The following is a 15,555-nucleotide window of genomic DNA, read 5'->3' as shown; positions in this document are numbered from 1 at the left end:
GCCCTCCGTGCGGGGGACACGGGGCTCGATCCTGGTTCACGTGCGCCTTCGGGTGGCGACGTGCTCGTTCGGGGGGAGAACTCGCGGGGACCGGGTACTCCCTGCGGTTCGTGCTCCCTCGTCTACGACTGTACGACTCCGCCGAGGCATCCGCAGGGAGATGACCAGTATTCGCGTACCCCGGCCGGGGTACATTTTGTCCCCCCTAATGCCGACATCGCCGGAATGTAGGTGAATCTGGTTCACCGCGGAGTGCGCCCGCCGCTGAGAACCCGCGCAATGTCGCAAGCCCGCTCGACCGGGCCGGGGAGTACGGTCGACTAGTGGCACAGAAACCGAAGCCCCCGTCCCGCCCGAAGTCGACGACCACCCCGCGCGCGATGCCGCCGGCCGCCCCGGAACCGGCCGCCCCCGCACCGGCGTCCGCACCCGCGCCCGCCGCGGCAGCCTCCCCGGCAGCGCCCGCTCCGGCAGCCCCCGCACCGACGCCGGCAGCCGGTGCCGCCGCCCCGCAGCCGTTCGCCGCGCGCATCGGGCGCATCCCGATCCGCCACCTCTCCCCCCGCCAGCCGGAGGACCGCTGGCCGAGCAAGGCCGTCGTCGGCGAGGTCGTCCCCTTCGCCGCCACCGTCTTCCGCGAGGGCCACGACAAGCTCGGCGCGGACGTGGTGCTCGTCGCCCCCGACGAAGCTCGGCAGAGCATCCCCCTCTCCCCCGGCACCAAGGGCAGCGACCGCTGGCACGCCGAGGCGCAGCTCGACGCCGAGGGCACCTGGCACTGGCACGTGCTGGCCTACACCGACGACTGGGCCACCTGGCACCACAACGCCACCGTCAAGATCGAGGCCGACGTCGACGTCGAGGTCATGCTGCTCGCCGGCGCCCAGCTGCTCGAGCGCGCCGCCGAGCTCGCCGCGGGCACGCCCGATCAGAAGGTGCTGCGGGATGCCCGCACCGCCATGATGAAGAAGACGAGCACCCCGGCCGCCCGCCTGGGCGCGGCGAACGACGCCCGCGTGACGGCCGCGCTCGCCCGGCACCGCCTCGCGAGCCTGGAGACCGAGAGCGAGCAGCTCGCCATCCGGGTCGAGCGCACCCGCGCCGGCGTCGGATCCTGGTACGAGTTCTTCCCCCGCAGCGAGGGCGCCAAGCGGCGCAAGGACGGCTCGTGGGTCAGCGGCACCTTCTCGACCGCGACCCGGCGCCTGCCGGCCGTCGCCCAGATGGGCTTCGACGTGCTCTACCTGCCGCCGATCCACCCGATCGGTCGCGTCAACCGCAAGGGGCCGAACAACACCCTGACCCCGGGCCCGAACGATCCCGGCAGCCCCTGGGCGATCGGCTCGAGCGACGGCGGGCACTTCGACGTGCACCCCGACCTGGGCACGCTCGACGACTTCCGCGCCTTCGTCGGCGCGGCGAAGAAGCTCGGCATCGAGGTGGCCATCGACCTCGCGCTGCAGTGCGCGCCCGATCACCCGTGGGTGAGCGAGCATCCCGAATGGTTCACGACGCTGCCGGACGGCTCGATCGCCTACGCCGAGAACCCGCCGAAGAAGTACCAGGACATCTACCCGGTGAACTTCGACAACGACCCGGAGGGGATCCGGGCTGAGGTGCTGCGCCTCGTGCGGCACTGGATCGACCAGGGCGTCACGATCTTCCGCGTCGACAACCCGCACACGAAGCCGCTCGACTTCTGGGAGTGGCTGCTGCACGAGGTCGCCGAGGAGCGGCCCGACGTCGTGTTCTTCGCCGAGGCCTTCACGCGACCGGCGATGATGCAGTCGCTCGCGGGTGCCGGGTTCCAGCAGTCGTACACGTACTTCACCTGGCGCAACACGAAGGTCGAGCTCGAGGAGTACCTCACCGAGCTGTCGCAGGAGACGAGCGCGTGGTTCCGCCCGAACCTGTTCGTCAACACTCCCGACATCCTCACCGAGTACCTGCAGTTCGGCGGCGTGCCGGCCTACAAGGTGCGCGCCGCGATCGCCGCCACCGCCAGCCCGAGCTGGGGGGTGTACGCCGGATACGAGCTCATCGAGAACGTGGCCCGCCCCGGCAGCGAGGAGAACATCGACAACGAGAAGTACGAGTACAAGGCGCGGGACTGGGATGCGGCCGCCGCCGAGGGGCGCACGATCGCGCCCTACCTCACGAGGCTCAACGAGATCCGCGCCCAGCACCCGGCGCTGCGCCAGTTGCGCAACCTGCGCGTGCACTGGAGCGACGACGAGGCGATCCTCGTCTACTCGAAGGTCACCCCCGGCCGCTTCGTGCGCTCGGGCCGCACCGACGGCATCATCGTCGTCGCCAACGTCGACCCGCACTCGCAGCGCGAGACGACCGTGCACCTCGACCTCGCCGCGCTCGGCCTGCCCGAGGGCGCGACCTTCGACGTGAAGGACCTCATCACCGGCGAGCGCTACCGCTGGGGCGAGCACAACTACGTGCGCCTCAACGCGTTCGTCGAGCCCGTGCACATCCTCCGCATCGAGTACCCGAAGGGCATCTGATGGCCGACCTGACGCGCACGACCCCCACCCCCGAGGCGATCCCGACGCTGCACGCCGATCACCGGCGCGCGCTCGTCGAGGGCCGCCACCCGCGCCCGCACGACGCGCTCGGGCAGCATCCGCTCGACGACGGCTGGGTCGTGCGGGTGCTGCGGCCGCTCGCGGCCAGCGTGACCGTCGTGCGCGCCGACGGCAGCCGCGTGCCGCTCGCCCACGACGCCGACGGGCTCTGGCACGGCATGCTGCCCGGCGGGCCGGCCGAGGGCCAGGCCTACACGGTCGTCGCGAGCTACGACGGCGGCCCCGACTGGACGGCCGACGACCCGTACCGCTTCGTGCCGAGCGTCGGCGAGATCGACCTCTACCTCTGGGGCGAGGGGCGTCACGAGCAGCTCTGGCACGTGCTCGGCGCGCACCACCGGCCGCACGAGGGCGTCGAGGGCACGAGCTTCGCCGTGTGGGCGCCCAATGCCCAGGCCGTGCGCGTCGTCGGCGACCTCAACGGCTGGCACGGCCCGCAGCACGCCATGCGCCGCCTCGACGACAACGGCGTCTGGGAGCTCTTCGTGCCCGGCCTCGCCCCGGGCAGCGCGTACAAGTTCGAGATCCTCACCCCCGCCGGCGAGTGGGTGACGCGCGCCGACCCCATGGCCCGCCGCGCCGAGCTGCCGCCCGCCACCGCCTCGATCGTCGCCGACGACGCCCCCTACGCCTGGGGCGACGACGAGTGGATGGCGCGCCGCGCGCGCACCAACCCGCACGACGGCGCCATGAGCGTGTACGAGATGCACCTCGGCTCGTGGCGGCCGGGCCTCGGATACCGCGACATCGCCGAGCCGCTCATCGAGTACGTGACCCAGCTCGGGTTCACCCACATCGAGTTCATGCCGCTCGCCGAGCATCCCTACGGACCCTCCTGGGGCTACCAGGTGACGGGCTACTTCGCGCCGACCTCCCGCTTCGGCACGCCCGACGACCTGCGCTACCTCATCGACCGGCTGCACCAGGCGGGCATCGGCGTGATCATGGACTGGGTGCCGGCGCACTTCCCCAAGGACGAGTGGGCGCTCGGCCGGTTCGACGGGGTGGCCGTGTACGAGCATCCCGACCCCCGCCGCGGCGAGCAGCCCGACTGGGGCACCTACGTCTTCGACTTCGGCCGCAGCCAGGTGCGCAACTTCCTCGTCGCGAACGCCGTGTACTGGCTCGAGGAGTTCCACATCGACGGCCTGCGGGTCGACGCCGTGGCGAGCATGCTCTACCTCGACTACTCGCGCAGCGAGGGCGAGTGGCTGCCGAACGAGCACGGCGGGCGCGAGAACCTCGAGGCGATCTCGTTCCTGCAGGAGGTCACCGCGACCGCCTACAAGCGCGTGCCCGGCATCGTCATGATCGCCGAGGAGTCGACCTCGTGGCCCGGCGTCACGCGCGCCACGAGCGAGGGCGGCCTCGGCTTCGGCATGAAGTGGAACATGGGGTGGATGCACGACACCCTCAGCTACTTCGAGCGCGACCCGATGTGGCGCTCGCACCACCACAGCGAGATCACCTTCTCGTTCCTCTACGCCTTCAGCGAGAACTTCATGCTGCCGATCAGCCACGACGAGGTCGTGCACGGCAAGGGCTCGCTGCTGGGCAAGATGCCCGGCGACCAGTGGAAGAAGCTCGCCAACCTGCGCGCCTACCTCGCCTTCATGTGGGCGCACCCCGGCAAGCAGCTGCTGTTCATGGGCCAGGAGTTCGGGCAGCCGAGCGAGTGGAGCGAGGAGCGCGGGCTCGACTGGTGGATCCTCGACCAGCCCGTGCATCGCGGACTGCACTCGCTCGTCTCGCGCCTCAACGCGGTCTACCGCGACACCCCGGCGCTGTGGCAGCAGGACAACTCCCCCGCCGGCTTCTCGTGGCTCGAGGGCGGCGATGCGGGCAACAACGTCATCGCCTTCCTGCGCTCGGGCGTCGACGGCAGCCCGCTCGTGGGCGTCTTCAACTTCAGCGGCCAGCCGGTGGGCGGCTACCGCCTGCCGCTGCCCGCCGCGGGCACGTGGAGCGAGGTGCTCAACACCGACGCGCACGAGTACGGCGGCTCCGGCGTCGGCAACCTCGGCGTCGTGCACGGCGAGCAGACGCCGTGGGGCGGCCAGCCGGCCTCGGCCGAGCTCACGCTGCCGCCGCTCGCGGCGCTCTGGCTGACGCTCGAGCAGTAGCGCCCTCGCGAACGCCGAACGGGCCGCATCCCCTCGAGGGGTGCGGCCCGTTCGTCGTCGTTGCGGGATGCTCTAGTAGAGCAGCGCCGTCAGTCGACGCCGCGCGGCCACCGTGCGCGGGTCCTCCGCGCCGACGATCTCGAAGTACTCGAGCAGGCGCGTCCGCACCGCGGTGCGCCCCTCGGCATCGAGGGCCGGGAACACGTCGAGCAGGCGCCCGTACGCGTCCTCCACGTGGCCGCCGGAGAGGTCGAGGTCGGCGACCGCGAGCTGAGCATCCGCATCATGGGGGCCGGCGGCCGCGGCGTCGCGGAGGGCGGCGGCGGTCGTGCCGTCCAGGCGCAGCAGCAGGCTCGCCTGGGCGAGTCCGGCGACGGCCTCCTGGTCGCGCGGCGCCTGGGCGAGCTGCTGGCGGTACGCCTCGACGGCCGCCGCGTAGTCGCCGCTGCTGATCGCGTCGTAGGCGGCCTGGTGCAGCGGGGCGAGCGGCTCCTCCGCGGGCGCCTCCGCCTCCTCGGCGACGTCGAGCACGCCCGTGACGCCGTTCTGCGCGGCGACCTGCAGCACCTCCTCGAGCACCGAGCGCAGCTCGGCCTCGGCCGGCATGCCGACGAAGAGCTGCATCGGGCGGCCGCCGATGACGGCGGCGACGGCCGGAACCTGCTGCACCTGGAAGGCCTGCGCGAGCTGCGGGGCACGGTTGCCGTCGACGGTCGCGAGCGCGAGGCGACCGTCGTAGGAGGCGATGATCGCGCCGAGCGCCGGGGCGATCCCCTGCGCGTAGAACTCGACGATCACGGGCACCTGAGACGAGAGCTCGAGCATCTCGCCGAAGCTCACGTCGTCGACGTCGCGCACGAGGCCGCCGGCAGGGGCGGCTCCGGGCGCGGCAGGAGCGCCGGACGCGCCGGACGCGGCCGGAGCGGCGGACGCCGGCGGGGCCGAGGCGGCGCGCACGAGCGAGGTGAGGTCGACCGCGCCGCGCATGGCGGCGGGCGAGAAGGGCGCATCAGTCATCAGGAGACCTCCGAAGCGGCGATGAGGCCCTGGGAGTACCCCAGGAGCACGATGGGGGCGTCGGGATCGGCGAGCGAGGGCACCGAGAAGATGACCTGCGTGCCGTAGGTGGCGACGAGCCCGGCCTCGCTGGACTCGACGCCCGAGAGCGCGGCGACGGCGCCGCTCGCGTTGACGGAGGCGCCGTCCTGCGTCGGGCGCACGGTCTCCGTCTCGGTGAGGTAGCCGACGACGATGCCGCCGGTGTCGAGCGTGCCGAGCGTGACGATCTCGGCGTCGCCCACCGCGTTGGTGAACTCGATCGAGGCGGTGTCGGGCAAGGCGTCGCTGCGCTCCTGCTTCACGGCCGCGCCGATCTGCGACCGCAGGCTGTCGCCCTCGATCGCGAAGAGGTCGTAGCCGTCGGCGGCCTCGCCGGTGAGCAGGCTGTCGGTGTAGGCCTGCAGCACGCGGGCGGGCGTCACGGGCAGGAACGGGGTGTCGGGCTGCAGCGCCGGGGTGCCGAGGCTCGCGGGCGCGACCTCCGGCACCTGGGCCTGCGGCTCGAGCGTCAGCACGTAGTGGGCCTTGTAGTCGTCGCGCGGCGTCTCCTGGATGAGCACGAGCGCGGTCGGCGGCACCGCGGTGTCGGCGGGGTCGGAGACGACCGCGAGGATGCGGCGCGGCCAGGTGTCGGTCTGCTGCGGCAGCAGCAGCTCGACCGAGCCCGACGGGATGGGCGCCACGAGCGGAAGCTCGCCGTTGGCGGTGACGGCGTCGTAGTTCGACTGCCGCAGCTGCAGCGCGGGGCCGGCGAGGCGCGTGCCGGCGAGCTCGGCGTCGCGCGCCTCATCCGCCTCGGCGACGGCGGCGAGCACGCGCGAGACGATGCGCTCGCCCTGGCTCGCCGTGACGGCGACGGGGGGCAGCTCGTCGACGGCCTCGGTCGCCGAGGCCGAGGGCTCGGGCACCGTCACGGCGCCGGGCGCGGTGCAGGCGCCGAGCACGAGCGTGCCGATGAGGGCGCCCGGCAGCAGCGCGATGCTGCGCACGGCGCGGCGGCCCTTCGAGCGACCGACGAGGGCGCTCGAGGAGACCGCGCGGTAGCGGGAGGGGCGCGGCACCTTCGGCATCTTCGGCTGGTTGGGGTTCTTGCGCCGCGGGCCGCGCTGCTTGCGCAGGTGCAGCAGCGCCCAGATGAGCGCGATGAGGCCGAGCAGCAGAGCGCCGAAGCCCCCGAGCAGGAGCGGCGTGGAGTACGGGGAGTCGCTCTCGAGCGGCCAGGTCACGGAGACCGCCTGCGGAGCGGGCAGCACCCCGTCGGTCGCGATGAGCAGCGAGACGTCCTCGGGCACGTTCAGCGTGATGCCGAGCTCCCCCTCGCCGCGGTAGTCCTGGTACCAGAGGTCGCTGCCCACGGGGTCGGGCACCTCGGTGGCCGTGCCGCGCACGGTCTCGGCGACGAGCTGCTGCAGCTCCGCATCCCAGGTGATGAGGGTGTGCGGGGCGTCGCCCACCCAGGCGACCACGTCAGTGGTGCTGCCGTAGGCGGCGACGATCGCGCTGCTCGAGGCGGGTGCGGCCGCTGCCGGGTCGAGGGCGTCGTCGCCGACCGGTGCGGCGGTCACCCCGCCGCGCACGGCGATCGTCTGCCGGCCGTCGAGGGCGTTGAGGGCCTCCCCGTCGATGATCGTGACGGGGGCGGCGCTCTCGTACTCGACGGAGGACGTGAGCCGGTCGGGCTCGGCGAAGACGGTGCGCTGGGCGACGCCGAGGCCGATGGAGGCGAAGGCGACGACGAAGAGCACGATCGCGACGATGAAACGCACGGGGGGTAACTCCTTTCGTGCCGGCTCACGGGGGCGCAGGCGGCCGCGGGAGCGCGGACGCGCGGGGTATGACGCACCCGCGACCCTCTGTCGTCGAGCGGAACCCCATCGTGGACGAGGCGCCGGCCAGCAGAACAAAGACGTTCCAGCCTAGCGGATGCCCGCCTCGGCCGCCTCGGAGGGGCCCTCGTCGCCCCCGCTCCCGCCCCTCCTGGCCCCGTCACCCGCCCGACTACACTCGACAGCGTCCGCCTCAGACCCGGGAGACAGCACGTGGCAGCGATCGACAGCGAGTTCGGCACCGAGATGCGCGGGTACAAGCGCGACGAGGTCGACAAGGCCCTGCAGGAGCTGCGTCGCGACGTCATCAAGGCCAACGGCGCCCGGGCCGAGACGGCCAAGGAGCTGAAGCGGCTGCAGGCCGTCGTCGACGATCTGCAGGCCGAGCTCGACGAGGTCGGGCGCCCCACCTACGCCGGTCTCGGCACGAAGCTCGAGCAGACCCTGCGCCTCGCCGAGGAGCAGTCGACCCGCGTCATCAGCCAGGCCGACATCGATGCCGAGCGGGTGCGCTCCGCCGCCCAGGACGACGCCGAGCGCGCCATGGCGGAGGCGCACGACCGCGTCGAGCGCCTCGTCGCCGAGGCGGGCGAGCGCGCGGCCGCGGCGGCCGAGACCGCCCAGCGCACCGCCGAGGAGCTGCTCGAGCGGGCCCGCGACGACGCCGACCAGCTGGTGCAGGAGGCCTCGCGCGAGGCGGCCGCCATCCGCGGCGCCGTGGCCACCGAGGCCGCCGAGGCGCGCGCGACCGCCAAGCGCGAGGCGGCCGCGCTGCGCGCGGAGGCCGAGCGCGAGCTCGCCGAGCTGCGCGTCGTCGCCGACCGCGAGGTCGCCGACGCGCGGGAGGGCGCCGGCGCGCTCGCCCGCGAGACCGAGCGCGAGCGCGCGGTCTTCGAGAGCGACAGCGCGACCCGCCGGGCCCAGCTCGACGCCGACCTCGCGGGCGACCGCGCCGCGCTCGAGGCCGAGCTGGACGCCGCCCGCAGCGCGGCCGCGGCCGAGCTCGCCCGCCGCGCGGACGAGTGGAACGCCGAGGAGGACCGCCGGCGCGACGCCCTCGAGGCCGAGGAGGACCGCCGACGCGGCGCCCTCGACGAGCAGGAGGCCGCGGTGCGGGCCGGCCTCGAGCAGGAGCTCGCCACCCGACGGTCCGAGCTCGAGCGCGAGATCGACGCGGCCCGCGCCGATGCCGACCGGGCGACCACCGAGCAGCGCACCGAGGTCGACCGCTACGTGCGGGCGACGCGGGCCGAGGTCGACGCCTACGCCGCCGACACCCGCAGCGCCGCCGACGCCTACGCGCTCTCCACCCGCAGCGAGATCGACGCCTATGCGGCCGAGACGCGCGGCGGCGCCGACGCCCACGCCGTCGAGGTCACCGCGGCGGCCGATGCGCACGCGCACGAGGTCACGGCCGCGGCGGACGCCCGCGCGCTCGAGGTCACCGAGGCGGCGGATGCTCGGGGCCGGGACGTCGTCGGCGAGGCCGAGGCGCGCGCCGCATCCCTCGTCGCGGAGGCCGAGGCCCGCGCGAACGAGACGACCACGACCGCGGAGGCCCGGGCGGCCGACGTCGTCGCGGCCGCCGAGGCCCGGGCGGCGGCCGTGGTCGCCGAGGCCGAGTCCCGCGCCGCCGCTCGCACGACCGAGGCCGATGCGCGCGCGGCGACGGTGACGGCGGAGGCCGAGGCCCGGGCCGCCGAGCTCACGGCGGGCGCGGAGGCCCGCCGGGTCGAGGTCACGAGCGCCGCCGATGCCTACGCCCACGAGGCGCGGTCGAGCGCCGACGCCTACGCCCACGCCGTGCGCACCGAGGCCGACGCCGAGGCCCGTGAGAAGCGCTCCACCGCCGACGCCCACGCCGCCGACGTGCGCGCGGGCGCGACCGCCTACGCCGAGCAGGAGCGCGGCGCCGCCGACGCGGAGATCGCCGCGGCGCGGGCCGAGTGGGCCGCGCACCTCGCCGACACCCGCGCCGCCCTCAATGCCGAGGTCGCCGAGCGCCGCGCCGACCTCGAGCAGGAGATCGGCCGCGCCCGCGCCGACCTGCAGCACGAGCTCGACGCGGCCCGCGCCGAGCACGAGCGCGAGGCCGCCGCGCGCCGCGACGCCCTCGACACCGAGATCGTCGACCGACGGGCCGCCGCCGCCGCGGAGGACGCCCGTGCGCGGGCCGCCGCCGCCGCCGAGCGCGCCGAGCAGCAGCGGGCGCTGCGCGCCGAGGCGGATTCCCAGCGAGCCTCGCTCGACCGCGAGCGGGAGACCCAGGAGCGCGCGATCGCCGACGCGGCCGCCACTGCGGCTGCCGCCGCGCAGCACGACGCCGACGCCCAGGCCGCGCGCCTCGCGCGCGCCGCCGAGGAGGCGCGCATCGACCTCGAGGTGGAGCTGACCGCCCGTCGCGACGAGGCCGAGCGCGAGCACCTGGCCCGCCAGCAGGAGGCCGTCGCGCAGACGCAGAAGTACCTCGACGAGGCCACCGCGCAGCTCACCGACGCGCAGAAGCGGGCCGCCGAGGCGCGCGCCGAGGCCGAGGGCCTCGCCCGCACCGCGCGCGGCGACGCCGAGGCCCTGCGCAGCGACGCCGACGGCCGCGCCCGGGAGGTGCTGCAGAACGCCGAGCAGCGCGCATCCGCCATCGTCGAGGAGGCGGAGCAGCGCACCCGTCAGCTCGTCTCCGAGGCGGAGGAGCGTCTGGCCCGCATCCGCGTCGAGCGCGATGCCGTGGCGGGATATCTGGAGGGTCTGCGCGGAGTACTGTCGCAGGCAGAGAGGATCTCCGGCTCGATCAGCGACGAGTAGGAGCCCTGCAGCCGAACGACGAGGAGCTCCACCCCGTGAAGATCACCAACGCGTTCCGGCTCGGCCTCTTCGGGGGTCTCGGCGTGCTCGTGGCCCTCGTCATCGGCGGTGCGATCGCCTCGCTCGCGACGATCATCACCTACATCGGGGCGGCGCTGTTCATCGCCCTCGGCCTCGACCCGCTCGTCTCGGGGCTCGAGAAGCGAGGCTGGCCGCGCTGGCTGGCCATCCTCACGGTGCTGCTCGGCGTGCTCGGGCTCTTCGCCGGGCTCGTCTTCGCGCTCGTGCCCGTCATCGTCGAGCAGGTCACCCGCCTGATCCGGCAGATCGTCGACTTCGTCAGCGAGATCGAGTCGCTCGAGGCCTTCGTCGCGACCGTGCAGACCTTCGTGCCCGTCGAGCTGCTCAACGTGCAGGACGCCGTCGACGCGGGCATCGAGTTCCTCAGCGACCCGGCGAACCTCGCCGAGATCGGCGGCGGCGTGCTCGGCGTCGGCATCGGCATCGCCAGCGGGCTGTTCGGCGGCATCATCATCCTCATCCTGACGCTGTACTTCACGGCGTCGCTGAACTCGATGAAGCAGGCCACCTACCGCCTGGTGCCGGCCTCGCGCCGCGAGAAGTTCGTGCACATCTCCGAGCAGGTGGCCTCGGCCGTCGGCCGCTACGTCGTCGGGCAGGCCAGCCTCGCGTTCGTCAACGGCGTGCTGAGCTTCATCTTCCTCAGCGTCATCGGCGCCGCGTATCCCGCGCTCTTCGCCTTCGTGGCGTTCCTGTTCTCGCTCGTGCCCCTCGTCGGCACGATCTCCGGCTCGATCCTCATCGTCGCGACGCAGCTCGTGGTGAACCCCGAGTCGATGTCGACCGTCATCGCCGCCGCGATCTACTACCTGGTCTACATGCAGGTCGAGGCGTACCTGCTGAGCCCGAACATCATGAACCGCGCGGTGAAGGTGCCGGGGGCGGTCGTCGTCATCGCGGCCCTCATCGGCGGCACCCTGCTCGGCGTGCTCGGCGCGCTCATCGCCATCCCGGTAGCCGCGTCGATCCTCATCATCATCGATCAGGTCTTCGTGCCGCGGCAGCAGAAGCTGTAGCGGTTCGGGATGCTCCGCCTCAGCCCGCGGGCCACTCCGTCGGCAGCGGCAGCGCACGGGGGTTGAGCCGCTCGACGATCTCGCTGAGCACCCGGTAGGTCTGGCTCTCGCCCACCCAGAGGTGCTTGCCGCCCTCCACCGCCACGAACTCCTTCGTCGGCACCGCCGCGAAGCGGACGGCCGCCTCCTCGGGGCGCAGGTAGTCGTCCAGCTCGGGGATCACGACGACGAGCCGCTTGCCGCCGTGCGCCCAGGCGGCGACCTCGGCCTCGCTCGTGCGGTGCAGCGGGGGCGAGAGCAGGATGGCGCCGACGACGTCGTGCGGCAGCCCGTGCTTGAGGGCGACCTCCGTGCCGAACGACCAGCCGAGCAGCCAGCGCTCGGGCAGGCCGCGCTCCTCGGCGAAGCGCACGGCGGCGGCGAGGTCGTGGCGCTCGGCGTCGCCGTGGCCGAACTCGCCCTCAGAGGTGCCGCGCGGGCTCGAGACGCCGCGGAAGTTGAAGCGCAGCACGGCGATCCGCGCGAGGGCCGGCAGCCGGGCGGCAGCCTTGCGGATCACGTGCGAATCCATGAACCCGCCCGCGGTCGGCAGCGGGTGCAGGCAGATGAGGGTCGCGACGGGCTCGCCGTGCTCGGGCAGGCTCAGCTCGCCGACGAGCGCGAGCCCGTCCTCCGTCCGCAGCTCGATCTCCTCGCGGCGGGCCGGCAGCACCGTGCTCCCCCGGATCTCCTCGCTCACAGCGCCTCCTCCGTCTCGACCGCGATCCTCACGGCTGGATGCTCCAGCAGCGCTGGTGCCAATGGCGACGGTCGGCGAGATCGGCCGCCTCGCCCATCAGCCCGTCGGCGCGCCAGGCGACGACGTGCGCCGTCCCGGGCGGCACCTCGCCGCCGCAGCCGGGGCAGACGTACGCCTTCTGGGCGGAGGCCGGGCCCACCGGCTGCACGTTCCAGGTGCCGGAGCGCTTGACCGCGGTCGACTTCATGCCGAGCCGGATGCGCGCGACGTCGAGGGCCTCCTCCTCGGCGGGCGTCGAGCGTCGACCGCGCGGGCGGTTGCTGCGGGGCATCGTGCCGGGAGGGCCTAGTACCAGCCGCGGCTCTGGCTGGAGGCGTAGGCGCCGCAGGGGTCGCCGTAGCGGCCCTGGATGTAGTTGAGGCCCCAGGTGATCTGCGTGGCCGGGTTGGTCTCCCAGTCGGCGCCGACGGAGGCCATCTTGCTGCCGGGCAGCGACTGCGGGATGCCGTACGCGCCCGAGCTCGCGTTGTACGCGAACACGTTCCAACTCGACTCCTTCTGCCACAGGGCGACGAGGCAGTCGTACTGCTCCGAGCCCCAGCCGCGGGCGGCGACCATGCCGGCCGCGATCGCCTTCGCCGAGCCGGGGTCGGGCGTGCCGGCCGCGGGAGCACCCGTGCGCGCCGCCGGGGCGGCCGCCTCCACGGGCGGCGGGGGCGGGGGCGGCGGCGGCTCGGTGATGTCGTACGAGGCGAGCTCGGCGCTCACCGAGTGCGCCGCGGTCGCCGTGAACTCCTGGCTCTCGACGGCCCGGGGGCCGGGGGCGGCGGTCTCGACCGCGACCGCCGGAGCGGAGGTGTCGGCGATGCTCACGAGCACGATCGACATCGTCGCGATGAAGGAGAACGCCGGGAGCGACCAGCGGTTGCGCACGTGGCGCTCGACCGAGCGGCCGTGCCGCGGGACGGGTCGGAAGCTTCTCCCCTGACCGCGCGGATTCCGCTCGGCGGGGGCCGTCTGATTCACCTGATGCCTGCCCACGATCACAACAGCGTAACGGATGTCGGCGGTGCCCGCTCAGCGCACGGCCAGCATGACCCTCACGACGGCGTCGAGCACGTGGTCCACCTGGGCCTCGTCGTAGCCCCCGAGCCGGGCGCGGAAGGCCACCGTGCGCACGTTCTCGACGGAGATCGGATCGCCGTTCTGGAAGTATCCGGCGAGCCGATCGGCGAGGGCGTCGACGTCGGCGGGCAGGTAGCCGCGGGTGAGCGGGCCGCGGCGGCGGAACCGCTGGCCGGCGGGGCGATCGAACCGGTCCACGAGCTCCTGCGCGATGGCGCGGGTCTCGGCGAAGTAGTCCGCCTCTCCCATGCGAGCGATGTCGCGCTCGCGCTCACGGGCGGCGAAGGCCTCCTCGAGGCGCTCGAGAGCGGCATCCACATGACGGACGGAGTAGCCGCCCGACCGGCGCAGGCGGAAGGCAGTGCGCCGGATCTCGTCGCTCGTGAGCGCGGTCTCGCTGCCGGGGGCGGCGCCGTAGGCGAGGCGGGCGGCGACGAGGAAGGCGTCGACCTCGTCGGCGTCGTAGCCGGACTTGCCCTTGGGGGCCTCGGGGAACGTCGTGGTCACGTCACCATCATGCCCGACCGGGCGCGCCGCGGACGGCTCAGCCCAGCAGCATGAAGACCGCGTACGCGACGACGGTCGACGGCAGGATCGAGTCGAGCCGGTCGAGGAACCCGCCGTGGCCCGGCAGCCAGGTCGAGATGTCCTTGATGCCGAGGTCGCGCTTGATGAGCGACTCGGTCAGGTCGCCGAGCGTCGCCGTGCCGACGAGCAGCACCGCCAGCAGCACGCCGACCCACCACGCCGCCTCGATCATGAACAGCGCCAGCAGCACGCCCGCGACGAGCGCGACGACGACCGAGCCGGCGAAGCCCTCCCAGGTCTTCTTCGGGCTGATGCGCGGCGCCATCGGGTGCTTGCCGAAGGCCATGCCCGAGGCGTAGGCGCCGGTGTCGATCGAGATCACGATGATCAGGTAGGCGAGGGTCCACCACTCGCCGTCCGGCTCGGCCGCCATCACGACGCCGAAGCCGCCGAGCAGCGGCACGTAGGCGAGCACGAACAGCCCCGCCATGAGGTCGGTGCGCAGCGAGACGCCCGGCTGGCGCATGCTGGGCCGCGCGGTCTCGACGATGCGCCACAGGCTCACGAACGCCGCGCCGGCGAGGATCGCCCACCACAGGCCCTCGGCGCCGAAGTAGAACGCCGGCGCGATGACGCCCACCGACGCGATCACGATCGGGATGCGCGGCACGTCGCGGCCCGCGAACCGCAGCGCGCTGGCGAGCTCGTAGGAGGTGAAGGCGACCAGCGCCGCTCCGAAGAGCATGAACAGCTCTTTGAACACGATGAGGCTGAACAGCAGCGAGAGGCCCAGGATGAGGCCGAAGAAGACGGCCTTGGGCAGGTTGCGACCCGCGCGGGCCTCGAGACGGGCATCCATCTCGCGGGCGCGCGCCTCGAGATCCTTCATCGCGTTCTCGACGTCGCTCATGACGTTCTCGAGGTCGGCGCGCGCCGTCGAGCCCGAGCGGCGACCGAATCGGCGGGCCGCGACGGAACCCGGGGCCGGCGGAGCGGCCGCCGCGAGGGTCGCGTCGGAGGTGTTCGGAGGAGGGGCCGCCTCGTCGCGGCCGTCGGCGGGGTCGGTCATCTAGACCTCGAGAAGCTCGGCTTCCTTCTTCTTGAGCGCCTCGTCCGCCGCGTCGGTGTGCTTCTTCGTCAGCGCCTCGAGCTCCTTCTCGGCGCGGGCCACCTCGTCGTCGCCGACCTCGGTCTTGAGCTTGTCGAGGTCCTCCTTCGCCTTGCGGCGGATGTTGCGGATCGCGACCTTGCAGTCCTCCGCCTTGCCCTTGACGATCTTCACGTACTCCTTGCGGCGATCGGCCGTCAGCTCGGGCATCGACACCCGGATGATCGTGCCGTCGTTGTTCGGGTTCGCGCCGAGGTTCGGGAAGTTGACGATCGCCTTCTCGATCTCCTTCAGCGCGCTCTTGTCGTAGGGCGTGATGACGAGGGTGCGGGCGTCCTGGTTCTGCAGGCTCGCGAGCTGCGCGAGCGGCGTCGGCGTGCCGTAGTAGTCGACCAGGATCTTCTGGAAGAGCTGCGGGTTCGCGCGGCCGGTGCGCACCGTGGCGAAGTCCTCCTTCGCGACGTCGACGGCCTTGGTCATCTTCTCGGTGGCTTCAGCGAGCACATCGGCAATCACGGGCAACACTCCTTCGCAGGTCGGATCGAGTCTAG

Annotated in this window: 12 protein-coding genes; 4 read left to right on the top strand and 8 right to left on the bottom strand. The window is 73.3% G+C overall.

The annotated features are described in order from the left end of the window. Nucleotides 1-380: 380 nt before the first annotated feature. Nucleotides 381-2,516 carry an alpha-1,4-glucan--maltose-1-phosphate maltosyltransferase gene (locus HGB54_RS04165; protein WP_168916800.1) on the top strand — a complete coding sequence of 712 codons (2,136 nt, stop codon included), beginning with the start codon at nucleotides 381-383 and terminating at the stop codon, nucleotides 2,514-2,516. Beyond that, nucleotides 2,516-4,720: a 1,4-alpha-glucan branching protein GlgB gene (gene glgB, locus HGB54_RS04160; protein ID WP_168915332.1), complete on the top strand. Its 2,205-nt coding sequence runs from the start codon at nucleotides 2,516-2,518 to the stop codon at nucleotides 4,718-4,720. The genes HGB54_RS04165 and glgB overlap by 1 nt, the downstream gene beginning before the upstream one ends. Before the next feature lie 72 nt (nucleotides 4,721-4,792). On the opposite strand, the gene HGB54_RS04155 is transcribed toward glgB, so the two are convergent. Together HGB54_RS04155 and HGB54_RS04150 are read right to left on the bottom strand one after the other, a co-directional pair. Continuing rightward, nucleotides 4,793-5,737, bottom strand: a complete 945-nt coding sequence (locus HGB54_RS04155; RefSeq protein WP_168915331.1) for a tetratricopeptide repeat protein — start codon at nucleotides 5,735-5,737, stop codon at nucleotides 4,793-4,795. After that, the gene (locus HGB54_RS04150) at nucleotides 5,737-7,545 is read right to left on the bottom strand and encodes a hypothetical protein (RefSeq protein ID WP_168915330.1); all 1,809 of its coding nucleotides are present in this window, start codon (nucleotides 7,543-7,545) and stop codon (nucleotides 5,737-5,739) included. Before HGB54_RS04150 ends, HGB54_RS04155 begins: the two co-directional genes overlap by 1 nt. A 273-nt stretch (nucleotides 7,546-7,818) precedes the next feature. Here HGB54_RS04150 and HGB54_RS04145 point away from each other — a divergent pair, with 273 nt between their 5' ends. Further along, nucleotides 7,819-10,407 (top strand): DivIVA domain-containing protein, encoded by a 2,589-nt coding sequence (locus tag HGB54_RS04145; protein ID WP_168915329.1) that lies wholly within the window; start codon nucleotides 7,819-7,821, stop codon nucleotides 10,405-10,407. A gap of 35 nt (nucleotides 10,408-10,442) precedes the next feature. After that, a complete protein-coding gene (locus HGB54_RS04140) occupies nucleotides 10,443-11,504 on the top strand; it encodes an AI-2E family transporter (protein ID WP_168915328.1) in 1,062 nt (353 codons plus the stop codon). 19 nt (nucleotides 11,505-11,523) lie between these two features. Here the strand turns inward: HGB54_RS04140 and HGB54_RS04135 are convergent, their stop codons facing one another. From HGB54_RS04135 to frr, 6 genes are read right to left on the bottom strand one after another with little or no spacing between them, the layout of a single operon-like run. After that, nucleotides 11,524-12,243, bottom strand: a complete 720-nt coding sequence (locus tag HGB54_RS04135) for an alpha/beta hydrolase (protein WP_168915327.1) — start codon at nucleotides 12,241-12,243, stop codon at nucleotides 11,524-11,526. 28 nt (nucleotides 12,244-12,271) lie between these two features. Continuing rightward, entirely contained in the window at nucleotides 12,272-12,574 is a 303-nt protein-coding gene (locus HGB54_RS04130) for a hypothetical protein (protein WP_168915326.1), read from the bottom strand. 14 nt (nucleotides 12,575-12,588) lie between these two features. Next, nucleotides 12,589-13,284 carry an aggregation-promoting factor C-terminal-like domain-containing protein gene (locus HGB54_RS04125; RefSeq protein WP_228545937.1) on the bottom strand — a complete coding sequence of 232 codons (696 nt, stop codon included), beginning with the start codon at nucleotides 13,282-13,284 and terminating at the stop codon, nucleotides 12,589-12,591. 36 nt (nucleotides 13,285-13,320) lie between these two features. Beyond that, nucleotides 13,321-13,875 (bottom strand): DivIVA domain-containing protein, encoded by a 555-nt coding sequence (locus HGB54_RS04120; RefSeq protein WP_168915325.1) that lies wholly within the window; start codon nucleotides 13,873-13,875, stop codon nucleotides 13,321-13,323. A 37-nt stretch (nucleotides 13,876-13,912) separates the two neighbouring features. Next, complete coding sequence (locus HGB54_RS04115; protein WP_228545936.1) at nucleotides 13,913-14,965, bottom strand: phosphatidate cytidylyltransferase; 1,053 nt, start codon at nucleotides 14,963-14,965, stop codon at nucleotides 13,913-13,915. Then, the gene (frr, locus tag HGB54_RS04110; RefSeq protein WP_168915324.1) at nucleotides 14,966-15,520 is read right to left on the bottom strand and encodes a ribosome recycling factor; all 555 of its coding nucleotides are present in this window, start codon (nucleotides 15,518-15,520) and stop codon (nucleotides 14,966-14,968) included. It lies immediately after the preceding gene. Between the last annotated feature and the right edge of the window lie 35 nt (nucleotides 15,521-15,555).

The sequence above is a fragment of the Microcella flavibacter genome (assembly GCF_012530535.1).
Lineage (GTDB): Bacteria > Actinomycetota > Actinomycetes > Actinomycetales > Microbacteriaceae > Microcella > Microcella flavibacter.
Note: the sequence above shows the minus strand (reverse complement) of the source record. Positions and strands in the feature narration are given on the sequence as shown.